This window comes from Burkholderia sp. 3C (assembly GCF_054589155.1).
The window spans coordinates 85,157-101,269 of record NZ_BAAILN010000096.1 but is presented as its reverse complement, the minus strand read 5'-3'; the positions used below and the strand labels follow the sequence as shown (position 1 = coordinate 101,269).

Below are 16,113 nucleotides of genomic sequence, written 5' to 3'. Positions count from 1 at the left end.
TGATGTCCGATGGTGACGGAAGTGACGGAAGTGGCGGAAACGGGAATGCGGCGCGCGTGGTTCGCACGCGCGCCGCGTTTCGGGATGGGCAGGATGGGCGAGCACGACGCTCAGGCCGCGTGCGCGACGGAGGCCGCGACCGAAGCGGCGACGGCCGGCGCGGTGCGGGCCGCGTCGAACAGCCCGCGCAGCCAGGCGTCGGTCTCGACCGCGTCGACGCACGCAACGATCCCCGCGAGCGGCGCCTCGTGCGCCGAATAGGTGATCCGCTGCTGCAACGTCGTGCCGGGCGTCAGTTCGGCCCAGCGGCGCACCACCGGATCGCGCCGGAACGCGTCGATGCCGTCGATGCCGCGATAGGTGCCCGGGCCCCCGGCATGGCCGGGGAACACGAACCAGCCGTGCCATGCCGCTTGCGTCTGGGTATCGGGCAACGCGTGCGAGGGCGGTTCGCCGGTCAGGATTCGCAGTTCCTCGGACGGCAGATGCACGCCGGTCGCCAGCTCGAAAGTGGCCACCACGTCGGCGCCCCCCACCCGATTGCCGACTTCGAGGAACACCGGGCCGGCCGGCGTCTCGATCGCTTCCAGGTGGAAGCTGCCGTGTCGGATGCCCACCGCCGCGAGCGCGCGGCTCGTCCACTCGCGCAATTCGGGCGTGAGCGGGAAATGGCAGGAACCGAGCGGCTTGCCCTGGGCGAACCCGAGGCAGGTGCCGACATAGCGGCTGGCGGTGACGGTGGCGAGACGGCCATCGGCGATCAGGCCGTCGAAATGCAGCACGTCGCCGTCCACGAATTCCTCGACCTGATAGGCCTGCGCATCGAGTTCGCCACGGTCGAGCCGCACCGCGCCCGAAGCGCGCGCCTGCACCGCGCGCAAGGCCGCCTGCGGGTCGGCGAACACCACCACGTCCTCGCTCGATGCGCCGCTGTGCGGCTTCAGCACGGTCCGGCCCGACCAGCGCGCGGCGCCCGGGTTGTCGAGCCATTCGGGAAGCCGCAGGTAGCGCGGCACGCGCAGCCCGGCCTGCTCGGCCTTGTGCTTCATGCGGACCTTGTCGCGCACGCATTGCACCGCGTCCACCGACGGCCCCTCGACGCCGAGCCATTCCCGCAGGCGAGCGGCATCGAGCAGTTCGTACTCGGACAGCGACAGGATGCGGTCGAAGCGGCGCGGCTGCGCGCCGAGCCAGGCGCGCGCCTCGTCGTAGGCGCTGTGCTCGCCGGGCCGCACCACCGCTTCGTGGCGCAGGTCGGGCGGCAACGTATCGATGATCGGCTGGGTGCCGAAATACGTCACGTCGTGACGCGTGTGATCGATGCCGCGCGCGTAATCGATGCGGGCGTACGGCACACGATGCAGGATCAGAATCTTCATGATCGGAATCTCCTCTCAGGCCGCGAGCGTGACCGATTGCGGAACATGGAAACCGGCGCTGGCGAGCTGCGCGACCCAGGCCGCGCGCACCGCCTGCACCACCTCGCGGATGTCGGCGCGCGCGCCGTCCACGGCGAGGCAGGCCTGCGCCGCGAAGTCGCCGTTTTCACGCGCGACGGCGGGAATGAAACGCGTGTGCGGCGACAGCCAGCCCCACTCGATCAGATGCAGCGCCGAAGCCGGCAGCCCGCAGCGCTCGGCCGCCTGCGCGAGCGTCGCGGCGAGCAGCGCCTCGCCCTGCGCCGTGGCGGGCGGCGTGAACTCGCCGTCCTCGGGCACGCCGAGCATCACGGTGGCCGCATGCGTGCTGCCCGCTTCGAGCCGGACGTCGCGCGGATGGCCGAACGCCGCATCCACCCAGAGCGCATAGAAATCGACCGCATACACCGCCTGCGCGATGGTCCAGATCTTCATGCCGGCGGGGCGACGGTTGGGCTCCACCACGGCGGCGCGCGTGCCGTCGTCGCTCAGTTTGATTTCGTTGTGGAACGGGCCGTCGCGCTGCCCCACCAGCAGGTTCGCGATGCGGCCGGCCCGGCTCAGCGAAGCGCGCTCGGCCACGCTCAGGCGCGCCGGGAGAATTTGCGCCACCTCCACGGGGTACTGGCCGTCGGCGCTGACCTTCTCCGTGATGAAGGCCGTGTCGCCCACGCCGTCGAACGAGTATTCGCGACGGTACGGAATCAGCGCCTCGCAGATCGCGCCGTTCGCCAGATACGGCTCGACCAGCGCGAACGCCGCATCGAGCCGGTCGCCGGCGCGCACCACCGCCACGCCGCGGTTGTTGCCCTCGCACGACGGCTTGATCACGAAGCCCGCCGGATGCGCTTGCGCAAACGCCTGCACGTCGGCCAGCGAGGCGATTGCCGCGCTGCGCGGCGCCATGATCCGCTGCGCATCGAGCAGCGTGCGCACCGCGTCCTCGGCCAGCCGGTAGTCGCGCTTGCTGAACGCGCCGGCCGCCAGCGCGGCCGAATCGACCGGCAGGCCGAGCCGTTCGAGCAGCGCCGCGCCGCGCTGCACGGCGTTGTCGGAGAACACCAGGCCCGCGCGCAGGCGCGCCCGGTAGGGTGCCAGCGCGGCCTCGGCCGCCTCGACGAAATCGTCGGCCAGCGGATCGAGATCGATCACGTAGCGGCAGATTTCGCGATCGCGCGGGCCGGGCGCGGCGCGAATCAGCAGCGTGTCGACACGGTGATGCGCGTGAGCGACACGCACGAGATGCGCGACGTCGGCGATGCGCGTCAGGTTGTAATCGACGATCAGCAACAGCGGGCTCGTTTCGCTCATCACTCAGGCTCCTGCGGTGGTTTCGCTGGTTTGGTAGCGCACCGCGAGCGTATCGGCCGTGACGGCCAGCAAGCGCGGCAGTTCGGCGTCGCGCCGCTCGCGCGGCAGATGCCAGAGGATCTGCCCGAGAAACACCTCGCGCGCGGCCGGCTCGATCTCGTCGCCGGGCTTGAGCAGGATCTGGGTCAGCAGCGGCGGCGGATCGGTCGGCTCGACGTCGATGCGCTCGATGCGGCCCGGCTCGGCGAAATAGACGCGGAAGAACGTGGCGCTGGTGCCGGGCGGCACGCCGTCGGCGCGATAGGACACGCTGGCCAGGGTGTCGAGATAGGCCGGCGACGGCACTTCGTCGACCTGCGAGACGAGCAGGTCGAGCCAAAGCTCCAGCACGCTGGCCTGGCCGTTGAGCGCCTTCACGCTGCGCGAGATCAGCGCGCCGCCCACTCGCGGGTTCACCTCGATCAAGTCCCAGCGCGCACCGTCGAAGCGCGCCTCGATGTGAAAGCAGCCCCAATCGAGCGCCAGTTCGGCCAGCACCTCGCCGATCCAGGCGATGCCGGCCGCGTTCTGCGCATCCGACAGCGAATGCGGCGGGCTGGTGCAGCTATCCTCGAGCACCGTGCCGTCGCGCTCGGTCAGTTGGCACTTCTCATGAATGCCGACCACGTAGGGGCGGCCGTCGGCCACCAGCACCTCGAAGCTGAACTCCTTGCCGCTCACATAACCTTCGGCCAGGAACTCGATGGTTTCGCCAAGCACGGACGTATAGACCGTGTCGGCGCGCGCCTTGGCGGCGATCGCGTCGAGCGCTGCCCAGGTCGTGTCGCGCGCGAGCCGGAACGCACCGTAGGATGCGATGCCGCGCACCGGCTTGACGAAATACGGGTGGCCGCTGCGCTGCAGCTCGGCCAGCGTGGCGGGCGTCAGCTTGTGCGCACGCACCCGGGACAGCCCCGCGTCGTGCAACTGCGTGCGCACCTTCAGCTTGTCGCGCAATTGATCGGCACGCTGCCAGGGCAGGTCGCCCACGCCCTGCAACGCGTTGCCGTAGGCCATCAGCGCGCGATAGCCTTCCCACACGCTGATGCAGCCCTTGATCGTATGGCCCTGCTCATGCAGGGCCGCGAGGGCGTTCTCGAGGTCACGGGTACCCAGTTCGTGAGCATCCGTGGCGAACACCGTCTCCGCCAGTTCGCGCAGCGCGGCGAGCCGGGCTTCGCCGTGCTCGGGAAGCGGCCGCGACGACAGCACCCATGCGGCGAGGCCGCGTGCATGACACGCCGCGATCAGATCCTCGGCGAAAGAGAAACCGCAGTGACTCAGAATGAGAACGCCATCGGTTTTCATCATCGCTCCCCGATCAGGCCGCGGCTTTCAGCGTGGCGGCGATCTTGTCTTCGTAGAGTTCCTTGAAGTAGAGCGCGAGCACCGTCTGATGTTCGTCGAGGTAGCGCTTGAGCGCCTGGATGTCGTCATCGCTGCGCAGCAGGTGACGGATCGCGGCCCACACTTCGCCCGGGTGATCGTCGTTGATATCCGTGTGCGAGTGCGAGATCTGGCCGCCGATGTTGCCTTCGCCCACCGAGCCCTTCAGCGCTTCGATCTTGCGCGGTTCGAGCTTCACGTTCACGTATTCGACCAGGTACGAATAGGCGACCACGCCCAGCGGCCCTTCGTGATCGAGTAGATAGGAGAAATAGCCGGTCAGCAGCTTGGTCGACAGGTACGGCTCGGTGGCGAGGAATTGCTCGCGGCTCACGCCCGCCCGTTCGAGATCCTGAATGAACAGTTCGTCGTGCAGCATTTCCTCGCGCTCGTAGTTCGCCCAGATCTGCGCCGCTTCCGGGCTGCGCTTGGCGATTTCGACGAGCGCCTTCGATTCCGACACGCGCAGCAGGCGAATGCGCCATGCGGTTTCGATCAGGTGACGCTGGTAATAAGTCGAATCGATCGTCTTGCCTTCGAGGTGCGCGGCATACGGCACGGTTTCATACCATTTGTCGATTTGACCGTCGATGATGGCATCGATTTCTGCGCGCAATTCAACCGATCGTGCAGCATTGATGAACGGAATGCGATTCTCGAAGCCGACGTTTTTAACGCGATTGCTCATGATTACCCTCGTCAATAGAAGTGGAGTTTTCAATAATCACGTGCGAGAGAAGCCGCACGAATTCGTACTTCGCCATTCAGCCGGCATTGGCACGCCAGCCTGAATTCATCGCCCGGATAACCGAGCGCGTCGAGGAATTCCGCTTCCGGGGCATCTCGGGTGCCCAGATGCGGCAAGCCTTCGACGACCTCGATCACGCACGCGCCGCACGCGCCGGATTTGCAACCGAACGGGATCGATTCCTGGTCGTACAGCTCGAATTCCAGTTCGGTCAGGCTGCTGCCCGGAGGCAGCCAGGCCTCGGCGTTCTGCGGCAGGATCACGATCTTGTGCACACGCATCCCTCCCGGCCTGCGCAGGGCAAGCCGCGATAACAGTTGATCAGTATTGCGAAACGTGAGTACCGAAGCGGATACCGCTTCAGTCGGGCGAACGGAACATACCGCCGTGGCAATTGCAGGGGTTCATTTATTTATCGGAATCAGGTGTTTTTTTCACGCGCCCCGATAATTATGTTTTCATCGGTGAGCGCGCGCTCTCAGGTGCGAAGCCATGCTCACATATCCGGTTGCTACTTGCAATCAGATTTTTTGCATATCCATTTCGCTCTACGGACTTTCAGGCTGTCATCATGACTACATCAAACATGATCCACATCCCGCCGCATCGCGCCACGAGTCGCCGCCCAAAACACCAGCGCGACGAAACTGATGCCCGCGCCCAGCGCGCACACGCCGAGCCACCCCGCGCGCGCATACACGGCCGTCGATGAAATCGCCCCCAGGCCGCTGCCCACCGAATAGAACAGCATGTAGCAACCCACCAGCCGCGCATGCGCCTCCGGCCGCGTGCTGAAGATCATGCTCTGATTGACCACGTGGATCGCCTGGCCGCCGATGTCGAGCAGGATGATGCCGGCGATCAGCAGCCAGATCGAGGTGGTCATGAACGTGATAGGCAGCCACGAAACCAGCAGCAGCGCCAGCGCGATGCCGGTCGTCACCTGGCCGAGGCCGCGATCGGTCAATTGCCCGGCCCGCGCGGCGGCCAGTGCGCCCAGCGCGCCCACCAGGCCGAACGCGCCGATCGTCGTGTGCGACATCGAGAACGGCGGTGCGCTGAGGGGCAGCACCAGCGCACTCCAGAACACGCTGAACGCGGCGAACATCAACAGGCCGAGCATGCCGCGCACCTGCAACACGCGCTCATGCCACAGCAGCGCCCCCATGGAGCGCAGCAGCGCGCCGTAGCTCAGTTGCGCACGCGGCGTGCGCGGCGCGGGCAACAGACGCGACAGCACGATCAACATCACCACCGCGAACAGGCCCGACACCAGATACACCGCGCGCCAGCCCGCGATGTCGGTCACCACCCCGGCCAGCGAACGCGCCATCAGCAAGCCGATCACCACCCCGCCCTGCGCCGCGCCCACCACCCGGCCGCGCTCGCCGTCACCCGCCAGCGTGGCCGAATAGGCGATCAGCCCTTGCGTCATCGCGGTGCCGAGCAGGCCGACGCCGACCATGCCGGCGAGCAGCGCCAGCGGCGAGGCCGAAATCGCGACGCCGACGCAAGCGAGGATCAGCAGCACCAGTTGCACGGCGATCAATCGCTTGCGGTTCAGCAGGTCGCCCAGGGGCACCACGAACAGCAGCGCCAGCGCGCAGCCGAGCTGGGTGGCGGTGATCACGCCGCCCACGTCGGCATGCGAGATCTGAAAATCGTTCGCGATCGAATCGAGCAGCGGCTGCGCGTAATACACGTTCGCAACACTGGCCGCGCAGCACACGGCCAGCAGCGTGACGATGGCCGTGGGCAGCCGGCCAACCGCACCGCCCTTATTTTCTGCATCGCCAAGCCGGCCTTCCCTGGCGGAATTCGCGGGTGAATTCATCAGTACTCCCCTGGTAAAGTGGTTGCAATTTGAAACTGGATGCAGTGTAGGGAAGGATGTTTTAAAATGCAACGAGTTGTGCGCGGCACCCAAGCCCGCGCAGGCGCGTCGAGGAGGTCAGAATGGTCAAGCAGAAGAGCGCGGCGGATTCGCCGTGCCCGGTGGCGCGGGCAACCGATATCGTCGGCGACCGGTGGGCATTGCTGATCGTGCGCGATGCGTTCGACGGCGTGCGCCGCTTCGGCGATTTCCGCAGCAGCCTGGGGGTCGCCAGCAACATCCTGTCGGCGCGTTTGAAAATGCTGGTGGATGCCGGCATCTTCGAGATCGTGCCGGCGTCGGACGGCACCGCTTATCAGGAGTACGTGCTGACGAGCCGCGGCGAGGCGCTGTTCCCGGTGATCGTGATGCTGCGCCAGTGGGGCGAGGCGAACCTGTTCGAGCGCGGCGAGAAGCACTCGGTCATGGTCGAGCGCAAGAGCGGCCGCGCCGTGCGCAAGCAGGTGCTGCGCGACGCCGACGACAAGCCGCTGAAGGCCGCGCACACGATCGTCAGGAAAATCGAGGCGTCCTGAGCGCCCATGAAAAAACCGCGCACGAGGCGCGGTTTTTTTTGGTCCATCGGTGATCGGCGGCTTCAGCGCACCACGGCTGCCCGGGCGCTGTCCTGACGACGGCGATACGCCGTGTCGCGCGTCGCCAACCAGTAATACAGCGGCGAAGTCAGCAGCAACCCGACGATCCACGACAAATCCGCGCCATCCAGGTAGCCCGGCACCGGGCCGGCATACATCGGCGTGTTCATGAACGGGATCTGCACCGCGATGCCCACCGCGTAAGCAATCAGCGCCTGCGGGTTGAAGCGGCCGTAGATACCGCCATCCACGCGGAAGATCGACTCGATGTCGTAGTCGCCCTTGTGGATCACGTAGAAGTCGATCAGGTTGATCGCCGTCCACGGCACCAGCACCACCAGCAGCGCCAGCACGAGGTCCACCAGGTGGCCGATGAAGTTGGTCGACACGCCGATCGCGCCGTAGCACGACGCCAGCAGGATCACGATCGAGAACACGGCACGGGCGCGCGCCGTCGGAATCCAGCGCCACACGAAGGTCTGGATCGACGTGATGGCCGACAGCACGGCGCCATACAGGTTCAGCGCGTTGTGGCTGATCACGCTCAACAGGAACAGCACCAGCATCAGCGGACCAAACGGGCCGGTGGCCTGCTTGACGGCATCCATCGTATCGGCGCCCGGCGCAACCGCCAGCACGGCCACCGCACCGAACGAAAACGCCAGCGTCGAGCCGATCGCGCAGCCGAGGTAGGTGGCCCAGAACGTCGAGGACACCTTGACATTGGCCGGCAGGTAACGCGAGTAGTCCGATACATACGGGGCGAACGCGATCTGCCAGAGCGCCGACAGCGACACCGTGGCGAGCCAGCCGGCGAAGCTGAAGCCGCCGCGCGTCAGGAAGTCGGCCGTTTGCACATGCGTGAAGATATAGCCGAAGCCCACCACGATGCCGATGCCGAGCACCCAGGTGCCGATGCGGTTCAGGATGTGGATGAAACGGTAGCCGATGATGCCGATCAGGCCCGAGCCCACCGCGCCGACCACGATGCCCACCGGCACCGGCACGGCCGAGGTAATGCCGTGCAGCGACTTGCCGGCCAGCACGATGTTGGACGCGAAGAACGCCACGTACATCACGCCCGCAATCAGCGTGACGAGCAGCGCGCCGAGCGAGCCGAACTGCGCGCGGCTCTGGATCATCTGCGGGATGCCCATCTGCGGGCCTTGCGCCGAGTGCAGCGCCATCAGCACGCCGCCGACCGCCTGGCCGACGATGATCGCGATGATGCCCCACACCAGGTTCAGGTGAAACACCTGCACGCCGAGCGCGCCGGTCACGATCGGCAGCGGCGCGATATTGCCGCCGAACCACAACGTAAACAGGTCGCGCACCTTGCCGTGGCGATCCTCGGGCGGCACATAGCCGATCGTATGCTTTTCAATCAATGGGGACGCGGTGCGCTCCGGGGTGGTCACGATGATGTCTCCTTGCGTGCGCGGCGGGCCGCGCTGAAGCGGTTGGGGCCAACCGGCGCCCCTCGTCAGGCATCAGCAGGCGCCCGGGCGAATCGCTCCCGCCCCGAATCCGTTCATATTTCGAAATCCGAACCATTTGCGAATGCGCGGCGAGCGTTGCGCCCGGTGCCACGGCCTGCCGATGAAAACCTGCTGGTCCGGCCGCGAAACCCCTGTTTCGCAACCGCCCGGCATACGCGCTTTCATCGGTAAGCCGTTGATGTGAGCCAAAATTTAGCGAAGCCGATAACATTTGAGAATTATCGTTTTAGTGTGTCTTGCAAAGCTTTTTGCTATGTCCAGAGATGAACCATGCGGAGCACAAAATCGGTGCCTAAACGCACCAGAACGCACCAGAACGGGCCTCGGGCGGGCATCCTCGGCCGATCGCCGACGAGCTTTCACGTTGCAAGGCGGCCGCCCGTGCGCACGTGGCGAGGCACATTCGCGCGCCGGACCAAAAATAAAATTTATGCTCGCGTCATAAGATAAAAGTCGGCAGCAGGCCGCGCGCGGGTGCGCGGCCTGCGGTAAGGTGCTAGCCGATCCGACCGACACCCACGCGCGCGCGGGGCCGCCAGCCCCCTGCCTGCCCCACTCCGGCGCGCGAGCAGCAGAGGTTTCCGTGGCTTTCTATACATTGCGACAACTGAAGTATTTCGTGACGACGGTCGAGGCCGGCAGCGTGGCCGAGGCCTCGCGCCAGCTATTCATCGCGCAGCCCTCCATTTCGAACGCGATCAAGGGGCTGGAGGAAAGCTTCGGCGTGAAGCTGTTCATCCGCCATCACGCGCAGGGCGTCTCGCTGACGCCGAGCGGCACGCGCTTCTACCGCAAGGCGCAGGAACTGCTGCGCATGTCGCACGAGTTCGAGCAGAACGCGCTGGCCGACAACGACGTGGTAACCGGCCAGATCGATATCGGCTGCTTCGAGACGGTCGCCCCGCTCTATCTGCCGCAACTGATCGCGGGCTTTCGCGAGCTGTATCCGGGCGTCAACATCCGGATTCGCGACGGCGACCAGCAGGAACTCGTGCAGGGCCTGACGGCCGGCACGTTCGACGTGGCGTTCGTCTACGAGCACGAACTCGACGGCACCATCGAGACCGAACCGCTGATGCCGCCCCAGAAGCCCTACGTGCTGCTGCCCGAAAACCATCGCTTCGCCAGCCAGGCGCAGGTGTCGCTGCGCGACCTGTGCGTCGAACCGATGATCCTGCTCGACGTGCAGCCGAGCCGCACCTATTTCGTCAGCCTGTTCCATGCGCTCGGCCTCACGCCGAACATCGTGTTCGGCTCGCCGTCGATCGAGATGGTGCGCGGCATGGTCGGCCAGGGCTTCGGCTTTTCGCTGCTGGTCACGCGCCCCCACTCCGAATGCACCTATGACGGGAAGAAGGTCGTGACGATCGACATCGCCGAGCCGGTGGCGCGCTCGGGCCTCGTCAGCGCGCGCCTGAAGCGCGGCCAGTTGACCAAGCCCGCGCAACTGTTCGTGGATTTCTGCCGCGAGCGGCTCACGGCGTTGAGCGCCGCGCCGCGCGGCTGACGCCCACGCCAATGAAAAACGGCCCGCTCGAAAGCGGGCCGCCTACGTCAGTACGTCAGGATGACTGAGCAAGCCTCGATGGCTCAGGCCTCGCGTGACGTGAGATGCGTCACCAGCCGCGCCAGCATCGCATCGCAGCCGGCCAGTTGCTCGACGCTGACGAACTCGTCGGGCTTGTGCCCCTGATCCATGCTGCCGGGGCCGCACACCACGGTAGGCATGCCGGCCTGCTCGAACAGGCCGCCTTCGGTGCCGAACGCCACGGTGCCGAACTCGGTCGAGCCGGACAGCAACGCCAGCAGTTGCGCAGCTTCGCTGTCGGGCGGCGTGGCCAGGCCCGGGTAGGCACTGAGCGGCAGGAAGCGGATGCCGGTGTCGGGCTTGACGGCCTGCATCTTCGGCAGCAGCTCGGCGTCGGCGTAGCGGTGCAGGTCGTCGGCCACTTCCTGCGCGTCGTAGCCGGGCAGCGCGCGCACCTCGAAATCGAATTCGCACTCGGCCGGCACGATGTTCAGCGCGCGGCCGCCGTGGATCACGCCCGTCTGCACGGTCGAGAACGGCGGGTCGAAACGTTCGTCGTGATGCTCGGGCGCCGCGAGCCGCGTGCCGATCTCGCCGAGATGGCCGATCAGCTTGGCCGCGTATTCGATCGCGTTGACGCCGTACGGCGCGTAGGCCGAGTGGCAGGCCGCGCCCTTCACGTGGCAGCGCATCGCCAGCTTGCCCTTGTGGCCGAGCACCGGCTTCAGTTCGGTCGGCTCGCCGATCAGGCACAGGCGCGGGCGCACCGCGCGCCGCTCCAGTTCGGCCAGCATCGGCCGCACGCCGAGGCAACCCACTTCCTCGTCGTACGAGAACGCCAGGTGCACGGGCAGCGCCAGTTCGCGCTCGCGCGCGACGAAGGCCGGCACGGCGGCCAGCACCGAGGCCAGGAAGCCCTTCATGTCGGCGGTGCCGCGCCCGTACAGCTTGCCGTCGCGCTCGGTCAGGCGGAACGGCTCGACCGTCCACGCCTGGCCGTCCACCGGCACCACGTCGGTGTGGCCGGACAGCACCACGCCGCCGCGATCGCGCGGGCCGATCGTCGCGAACAGGTTGGCCTTGGTGCGCGTGTCGTTGTAGAACAGCTCGCACTCGACGCCGTGCCCGGCCAGATAATCGCGGATGAACTCGATCAGCGCGAGGTTCGAATCGCGGCTGACGGTGGCAAAGCCGATCAGCCGTTCGAGCAGATCGCGGCTGGACAGCGCCACGCCCGCCTGGGTGAGGTGGGCGGACTCACTCATCGCCGGGCACCCCGTAGCTCGGCGCGGCGGTCGGGTTGATCGCGCGCGTCAGGTAATCGGCCATTTGCGGCTTGTAGGCATGCCACAGGCCGGCAAGCTGGCCGATCGGATCTTCGTCGGCCCAATCCACGCGCAGGTCGACGATCGGCCAGACCACGTCGCCGGCAATCTTCAGCGCGGCCGAGTGCACCGGGCCGGCCTCGCCGCCCGCCGCCAGCGCCGCCTGCATGGCGGCCAGCAGCCGGTCGGCCAGCGCGCCGGGCGCGTTCTCGAAGGCCGGCACCATCGCTTCGATCACGTTCAGGCCGGACAGCATGTTGCCGGCCGCGATGCACTGGTCGCCCGCCACCGCGTGATACAGCCCGAGCGCTTCCTTGCCGCTGAAGAACGCCGAGCGGCCCTGGCCGTCGATCACCGTGACCTGCCGGTACTGGCTCCAGCCGTTCGCCGACAGCGCGCGGTCGAGCGCGGCGGCCGGATCGAGTTGGCCGGCCTCCAGCAGATCGAGGATTTCCGGGCCGAGCGCGGGCAGCGTGACGTTCTGCGTGGCCACCACGCCGACACCGGCGCGTACCCACGGGCAGCGCGCGCCCACGGCGATGCTCGACGAGCTGATGGCGATGCCGAGCTGGCCGGTTTCCTGACACCGGCCGACGATCGAGAAAGTCATGCGTGCCTCCTTAGGCCTGTTGCGGCGTCCAATTGTCCGGGATCACGGCGATCACGTCGATCTCCATCAGCCATTGCGGCTGGCCCAGCGCGGCGATCACCAGGCCGGTCGAGATCGGATACACGCCCTTCAGCCACTTGCCGACCACCTGATACACCGGCTCGCGATAGCGCGGATCGATGATGTAGGTGGTGGTCTTGACGATGTGCGAGAGATCGCTGCCGGCCTCTTCCAGCAGTTGCTTGACGTTCTTCATCGCCTGCTCGGCCTGCGCGGCCGGGTCGCCGAGGCCCACCAGGTTGCCGTCGAAATCGGTGCCGATCTGGCCGCGCACGTACACGGTGTTGCCGGCCTTCACGGCCTGGCACAGGTCGTTGTCGAGCGTCTGGTTCGGGTAGGTATCCTTCGTGTTGAACATCCGGATACGGGTATGCGTGGTCTGGCTCATGGGTTCAGTTCACCTAAAAATGGGGGATGGCGCTCAGGCGGCGGCGGGCGGCGTCCAGCCGTCCGGCACCACCGCGATCACGTCGATCTCCATCAGCCATTGCGGCTGGCCCAGCGCCACCACCACGATCCCGGTCGAGATCGGATGCACGCCCTTGAGCCACTTGCCCACTTCCTGGTACACCGGCTCGCGATAGCGCGGATCGATCAGGTAGGTGGTGGTCTTGACGACGTGCGAGAGGTCGCTGCCGGCTTCCTCCAGCAGTTGCTTGAGGTTCTTCATGGCCTGCTCGGCCTGCGCGCGCGGGTCGCCGAGGCCCACCAGGTTGCCGTCGAAATCGGTGCCGACCTGGCCGCGCACGTACACGGTATTGCCCGCCCGCACGGCCTGGCACAGGTCGTTGTCGAGCGTCTGGTTCGGATAGGTGTCCTTGGTGTTGAACATCCGGATACGGGTATGGGTGGGCATCAATTCACTCCGATTTCGCTGGTTTGGGCCGCTTGCGGCGCGGCTGCCACTGCGGCTGCTGCGGCTTCGCGCTGCGTGCTGTCGCGGTAGGTCTGGTACTGGCGCTGGATCGCGATGTGGTCGGCCACGTGCTTGGCGTCGTGCCAGACGCCCCAGATGAAGCTCGAACCGCGGCGCGACTGCCACGGCAGGCCCAGGAAATAGATGCCCGGTTCGACCGACACGCCGCGCTGGTGCTTCGGCTTGCCCTTGGCGTCGAACGCGTCCACCTGCAGCCAGCGGTAATCGGTGGCGTAGCCGGTCGCCCAGATGATCGACGTGACGCCGGCCTGGGCCAGATCCAGTTCCAGCAGCGGCTGCGTGAGGCAGGCCGGATCGGCCGGGATCTCGCGCGCCTGCGGCTCTTCCGGCAGGTCGAGGCCGTTGCGGGCGATGTAGGCGTCGGCTTCGTCGAGCAGCGACAGGTAGTTCTCGTCGCCGCGCGCGATGTTGGCGGCCAGGTCTTGCTGGAAGCGCACCACGTTGCCGTCGAACGATTCGGTCAGGCCGACCAGGTTCACGCCCTGATGCGCGAGGCGGCGGAAATCGACGGTATGGCCGCCGCGCGCGCCGCTGACGGCGATCGTCACGTGCTCGCGGCCCGGCATCGCCGCTTCGGCGTCCCACTTGCCGAGCACGCCGAGCCACCAGCAGAAATCGCGGTTGCGATAGGCGCGCGGCGGGCGATCGTGCGGGCCGACCGACAGATAGACGTCGCGGCCCGCGCGCTGCAGTTCGTCGGCGATCTGCACGCCCGACGAGCCGGCGCCCACCACCAGCACGCCACCGGCCGGCAGTTGCTGCGGGTTGTAGTAGCTGGCCGAATGCAATTGCGTCAGCGCCGACGAGGACGGCGCGATCGGCGGGATCACCGGCGTCTGGAACGGGCCGGTGGCCACTACCACGCGGGTCGTCTCGATCGTGCCGTCGCTGGTTTCGACCGTGAAGCCGGGGCGGCCGACGTTGCGCACCACCTTGGTGACGTCCACGCCGGTGCGGATCGGTGCGTCGTACTTCTTGGCGTAGGCCTCGAAGTAATCGGCCACGCTGTCTTTCGAGGCGAACGCATCCGGGTCGAGCCCTTCGAATTCGAGGCCGGGGAAGCGGTCGTGCCAGGCCGGCCCGTTGGCGACCAGCGAATCCCAGCGGCCGGTGCGCCAGCGCTCGGCGATCCGGTCGCGTTCGAGCACCAGATGCGGCACGCCGAGGCGGCTCAGGTGTTCGCTCATCGCCACGCCGGCCTGGCCGGCGCCGACCACCAGCGTGTCTACGACTGTGTTCCCGACTGTCATCGCGCGTTCCTCTGAAAAGCGGTTCAACCCGGCACGCCAACCGCGGCCGGGTTCGGTTTCTGGTTCGCGGCTTGGCGCGCCGCGAATGGCATGCCTGGAATTCTGTTCAGAGGTGGGGGTTAAGGAAATGATGTTTTTTGTGGTCGCTGGTTAGGAAAAAGTTGCGAGAGGGCGGGAAGCGCCGCCCGGCGCGGCGCGGCGAGGAAAATGGCCGCCTGGGAAGGCCGCGCGCGGGGCCGCCGGACAGCCTTTGGCGCGCCTCCGAAAAGGGGAAATCGGGGAATTTTGGCGAGCTTTTTACAGCGGGGCGCCAAAAACAAAACGGCCGGGACAAACCCGGCCGTCGCTCATGCGTCGCGTGCTATCACCCCAAAAACCGCTCCACCAGCCGGACAAAATAACTCGCCCCCACCGGCAGCAACGCATCGTTGAAGTCATAACTCGCGTTATGCAGCAGGCAAGGCCCACCGCCATGCCCATGCACGCGATGGTCGCCGCTGCCATTGCCCAGGAATGCGTAACACCCCGGCTTCTCGCGCAGCATGAACGAGAAATCCTCGGCGGCCATGGTCGGATCGGCCGCCGCGTTCACGTGCGCGTCGCCCACCAGTTCGCGCATCACCTCGACGGCCAGCGCCGTCTGCGCCGCATCGTTGATGGTGGCCGGATACTGCCGCTCGAACCACACCTCGCACTCGCATTCGAACGCCGACGCGGTCGCCGCGGCCACGGCGCGCATGCGCGTCTCGATCAGGTCGAGCGTGGCGTCGGAGAACGTGCGCACGGTGCCGCCGAGCCACGCATCGGTCGGCACCACGTTGAGCGCCTCGCCGGCGTGGATCTGCGTGACCGACAGCACCGCGCCGTCGATCGGATTGCGGTTGCGCGTGACGATGCCCTGCAACGCGTTCAGCACCTGCCCGGCGGCGAACACCGGGTCGCGGCCCAGATGCGGCATGGCGGCGTGGCAGCCCGCGCCGCGCAGCGTGATCTTGAACAGGCTGGTGGACGCCATCAGCGGCCCCGGCCGCACGGCGAAATCGCCGGCCGGAATGCCGGGCCAATTGTGCAGCCCGAACACGGCATCCACCGGAAAACGCTCGAACAGGCCGTCCTCGATCATCGCGCGCGCGCCGCCGCCCGCTTCCTCGGCCGGCTGGAAGAACAACTGCACGGTGCCGTCGAAGCCGCCATGCAGCGCCAGATGGCGCGCCGCGCCGAGCAGCATCGCCGTGTGGCCGTCGTGACCGCAGGCGTGCATCGCGCCGGGCACGGTCGAGCGGTGCGCGAAGGTGTTGACCTCCTGCACCGGCAGCGCGTCCATGTCGGCGCGCAGCCCGATCGCACGCGCGCCGCTGCCGCGCTTGAGCGTGCCGACCACGCCGGTCTGGCCCACGTTCCGCGTGACGGCGTAGCCCCAGGCTTCGAGCCGCTCGGCCACCAGCGCGGCGGTGCGGTTCACCTCGAAGCCGACTTCGGGATGCGCGTGGATATCGCGGCGAATCGTCTGCAGTTCGTCGGCGTGGGCGAGGA

15 protein-coding genes are annotated in these 16,113 nt (G+C 67.1%); 2 read left to right on the top strand and 13 right to left on the bottom strand.

Features of this window, described 5'->3' with window-relative positions; translation table 11 throughout:
- Positions 1-110 precede the first annotated feature (110 nt).
- From ACYP33_RS20135 to ACYP33_RS20110, 6 genes are all read right to left on the bottom strand, one after another.
- Positions 111-1,379 carry an ATP-grasp domain-containing protein gene (locus ACYP33_RS20135; protein ID WP_459623577.1) on the bottom strand — a complete coding sequence of 423 codons (1,269 nt, stop codon included), beginning with the start codon at positions 1,377-1,379 and terminating at the stop codon, positions 111-113.
- Positions 1,380-1,394: 15 nt separating this feature from the next.
- Positions 1,395-2,729, bottom strand: a complete 1,335-nt coding sequence (locus ACYP33_RS20130) for an ATP-grasp domain-containing protein (RefSeq protein WP_414449036.1) — start codon at positions 2,727-2,729, stop codon at positions 1,395-1,397.
- Positions 2,730-2,732: 3 nt separating this feature from the next.
- The gene (locus ACYP33_RS20125; RefSeq protein ID WP_459623576.1) at positions 2,733-4,079 is read right to left on the bottom strand and encodes an ATP-grasp domain-containing protein; all 1,347 of its coding nucleotides are present in this window, start codon (positions 4,077-4,079) and stop codon (positions 2,733-2,735) included.
- A gap of 10 nt (positions 4,080-4,089) precedes the next feature.
- Complete coding sequence (locus tag ACYP33_RS20120; protein ID WP_414449034.1) at positions 4,090-4,842, bottom strand: hypothetical protein; 753 nt, start codon at positions 4,840-4,842, stop codon at positions 4,090-4,092.
- A gap of 29 nt (positions 4,843-4,871) precedes the next feature.
- The gene (locus ACYP33_RS20115; RefSeq protein ID WP_459623575.1) at positions 4,872-5,165 is read right to left on the bottom strand and encodes a 2Fe-2S iron-sulfur cluster-binding protein; all 294 of its coding nucleotides are present in this window, start codon (positions 5,163-5,165) and stop codon (positions 4,872-4,874) included.
- A gap of 317 nt (positions 5,166-5,482) precedes the next feature.
- Positions 5,483-6,736: an MFS transporter gene (locus ACYP33_RS20110; protein ID WP_459623573.1), complete on the bottom strand. Its 1,254-nt coding sequence runs from the start codon at positions 6,734-6,736 to the stop codon at positions 5,483-5,485.
- Positions 6,737-6,858: 122 nt separating this feature from the next.
- Between ACYP33_RS20110 and ACYP33_RS20105 the strand changes: the two genes are divergently transcribed.
- Positions 6,859-7,311: a winged helix-turn-helix transcriptional regulator gene (locus tag ACYP33_RS20105; protein WP_414440198.1), complete on the top strand. Its 453-nt coding sequence runs from the start codon at positions 6,859-6,861 to the stop codon at positions 7,309-7,311.
- 62 nt (positions 7,312-7,373) lie between these two features.
- On the opposite strand, the gene ACYP33_RS20100 is transcribed toward ACYP33_RS20105, so the two are convergent.
- Positions 7,374-8,789 (bottom strand): purine-cytosine permease family protein, encoded by a 1,416-nt coding sequence (locus ACYP33_RS20100; RefSeq protein ID WP_459623571.1) that lies wholly within the window; start codon positions 8,787-8,789, stop codon positions 7,374-7,376.
- 664 nt (positions 8,790-9,453) lie between these two features.
- Between ACYP33_RS20100 and ACYP33_RS20095 the strand changes: the two genes are divergently transcribed.
- Entirely contained in the window at positions 9,454-10,377 is a 924-nt protein-coding gene (locus ACYP33_RS20095) for a LysR family transcriptional regulator (protein WP_414440200.1), read from the top strand.
- Between the two features lie 83 nt (positions 10,378-10,460).
- Here ACYP33_RS20095 and argE read toward each other — a convergent pair whose 3' ends face one another.
- The 6 genes from argE to ACYP33_RS20065 form a co-directional block, all read right to left on the bottom strand.
- Positions 10,461-11,663: an acetylornithine deacetylase gene (argE, locus tag ACYP33_RS20090; RefSeq protein WP_459623569.1), complete on the bottom strand. Its 1,203-nt coding sequence runs from the start codon at positions 11,661-11,663 to the stop codon at positions 10,461-10,463.
- The gene (locus tag ACYP33_RS20085; protein ID WP_459623567.1) at positions 11,656-12,333 is read right to left on the bottom strand and encodes a DUF1028 domain-containing protein; all 678 of its coding nucleotides are present in this window, start codon (positions 12,331-12,333) and stop codon (positions 11,656-11,658) included. The genes argE and ACYP33_RS20085 overlap by 8 nt, the downstream gene beginning before the upstream one ends.
- 10 nt (positions 12,334-12,343) lie before the next feature.
- Positions 12,344-12,781, bottom strand: coding sequence for a RidA family protein (locus tag ACYP33_RS20080; RefSeq protein WP_414440203.1), 438 nt, complete (start codon positions 12,779-12,781; stop codon positions 12,344-12,346).
- A 33-nt stretch (positions 12,782-12,814) separates the two neighbouring features.
- On the bottom strand, positions 12,815-13,249 hold the full coding sequence (locus tag ACYP33_RS20075; RefSeq protein WP_459623565.1) for a RidA family protein: 435 nt from the start codon (positions 13,247-13,249) through the stop codon (positions 12,815-12,817).
- Positions 13,249-14,580 carry a flavin-containing monooxygenase gene (locus tag ACYP33_RS20070; RefSeq protein ID WP_459623563.1) on the bottom strand — a complete coding sequence of 444 codons (1,332 nt, stop codon included), beginning with the start codon at positions 14,578-14,580 and terminating at the stop codon, positions 13,249-13,251. The genes ACYP33_RS20075 and ACYP33_RS20070 overlap by 1 nt, the downstream gene beginning before the upstream one ends.
- Before the next feature lie 364 nt (positions 14,581-14,944).
- A partial coding sequence (locus tag ACYP33_RS20065) for a M20 aminoacylase family protein (RefSeq protein ID WP_459623561.1) occupies positions 14,945-16,113 on the bottom strand: 1,169 nt, incomplete at its 5' end.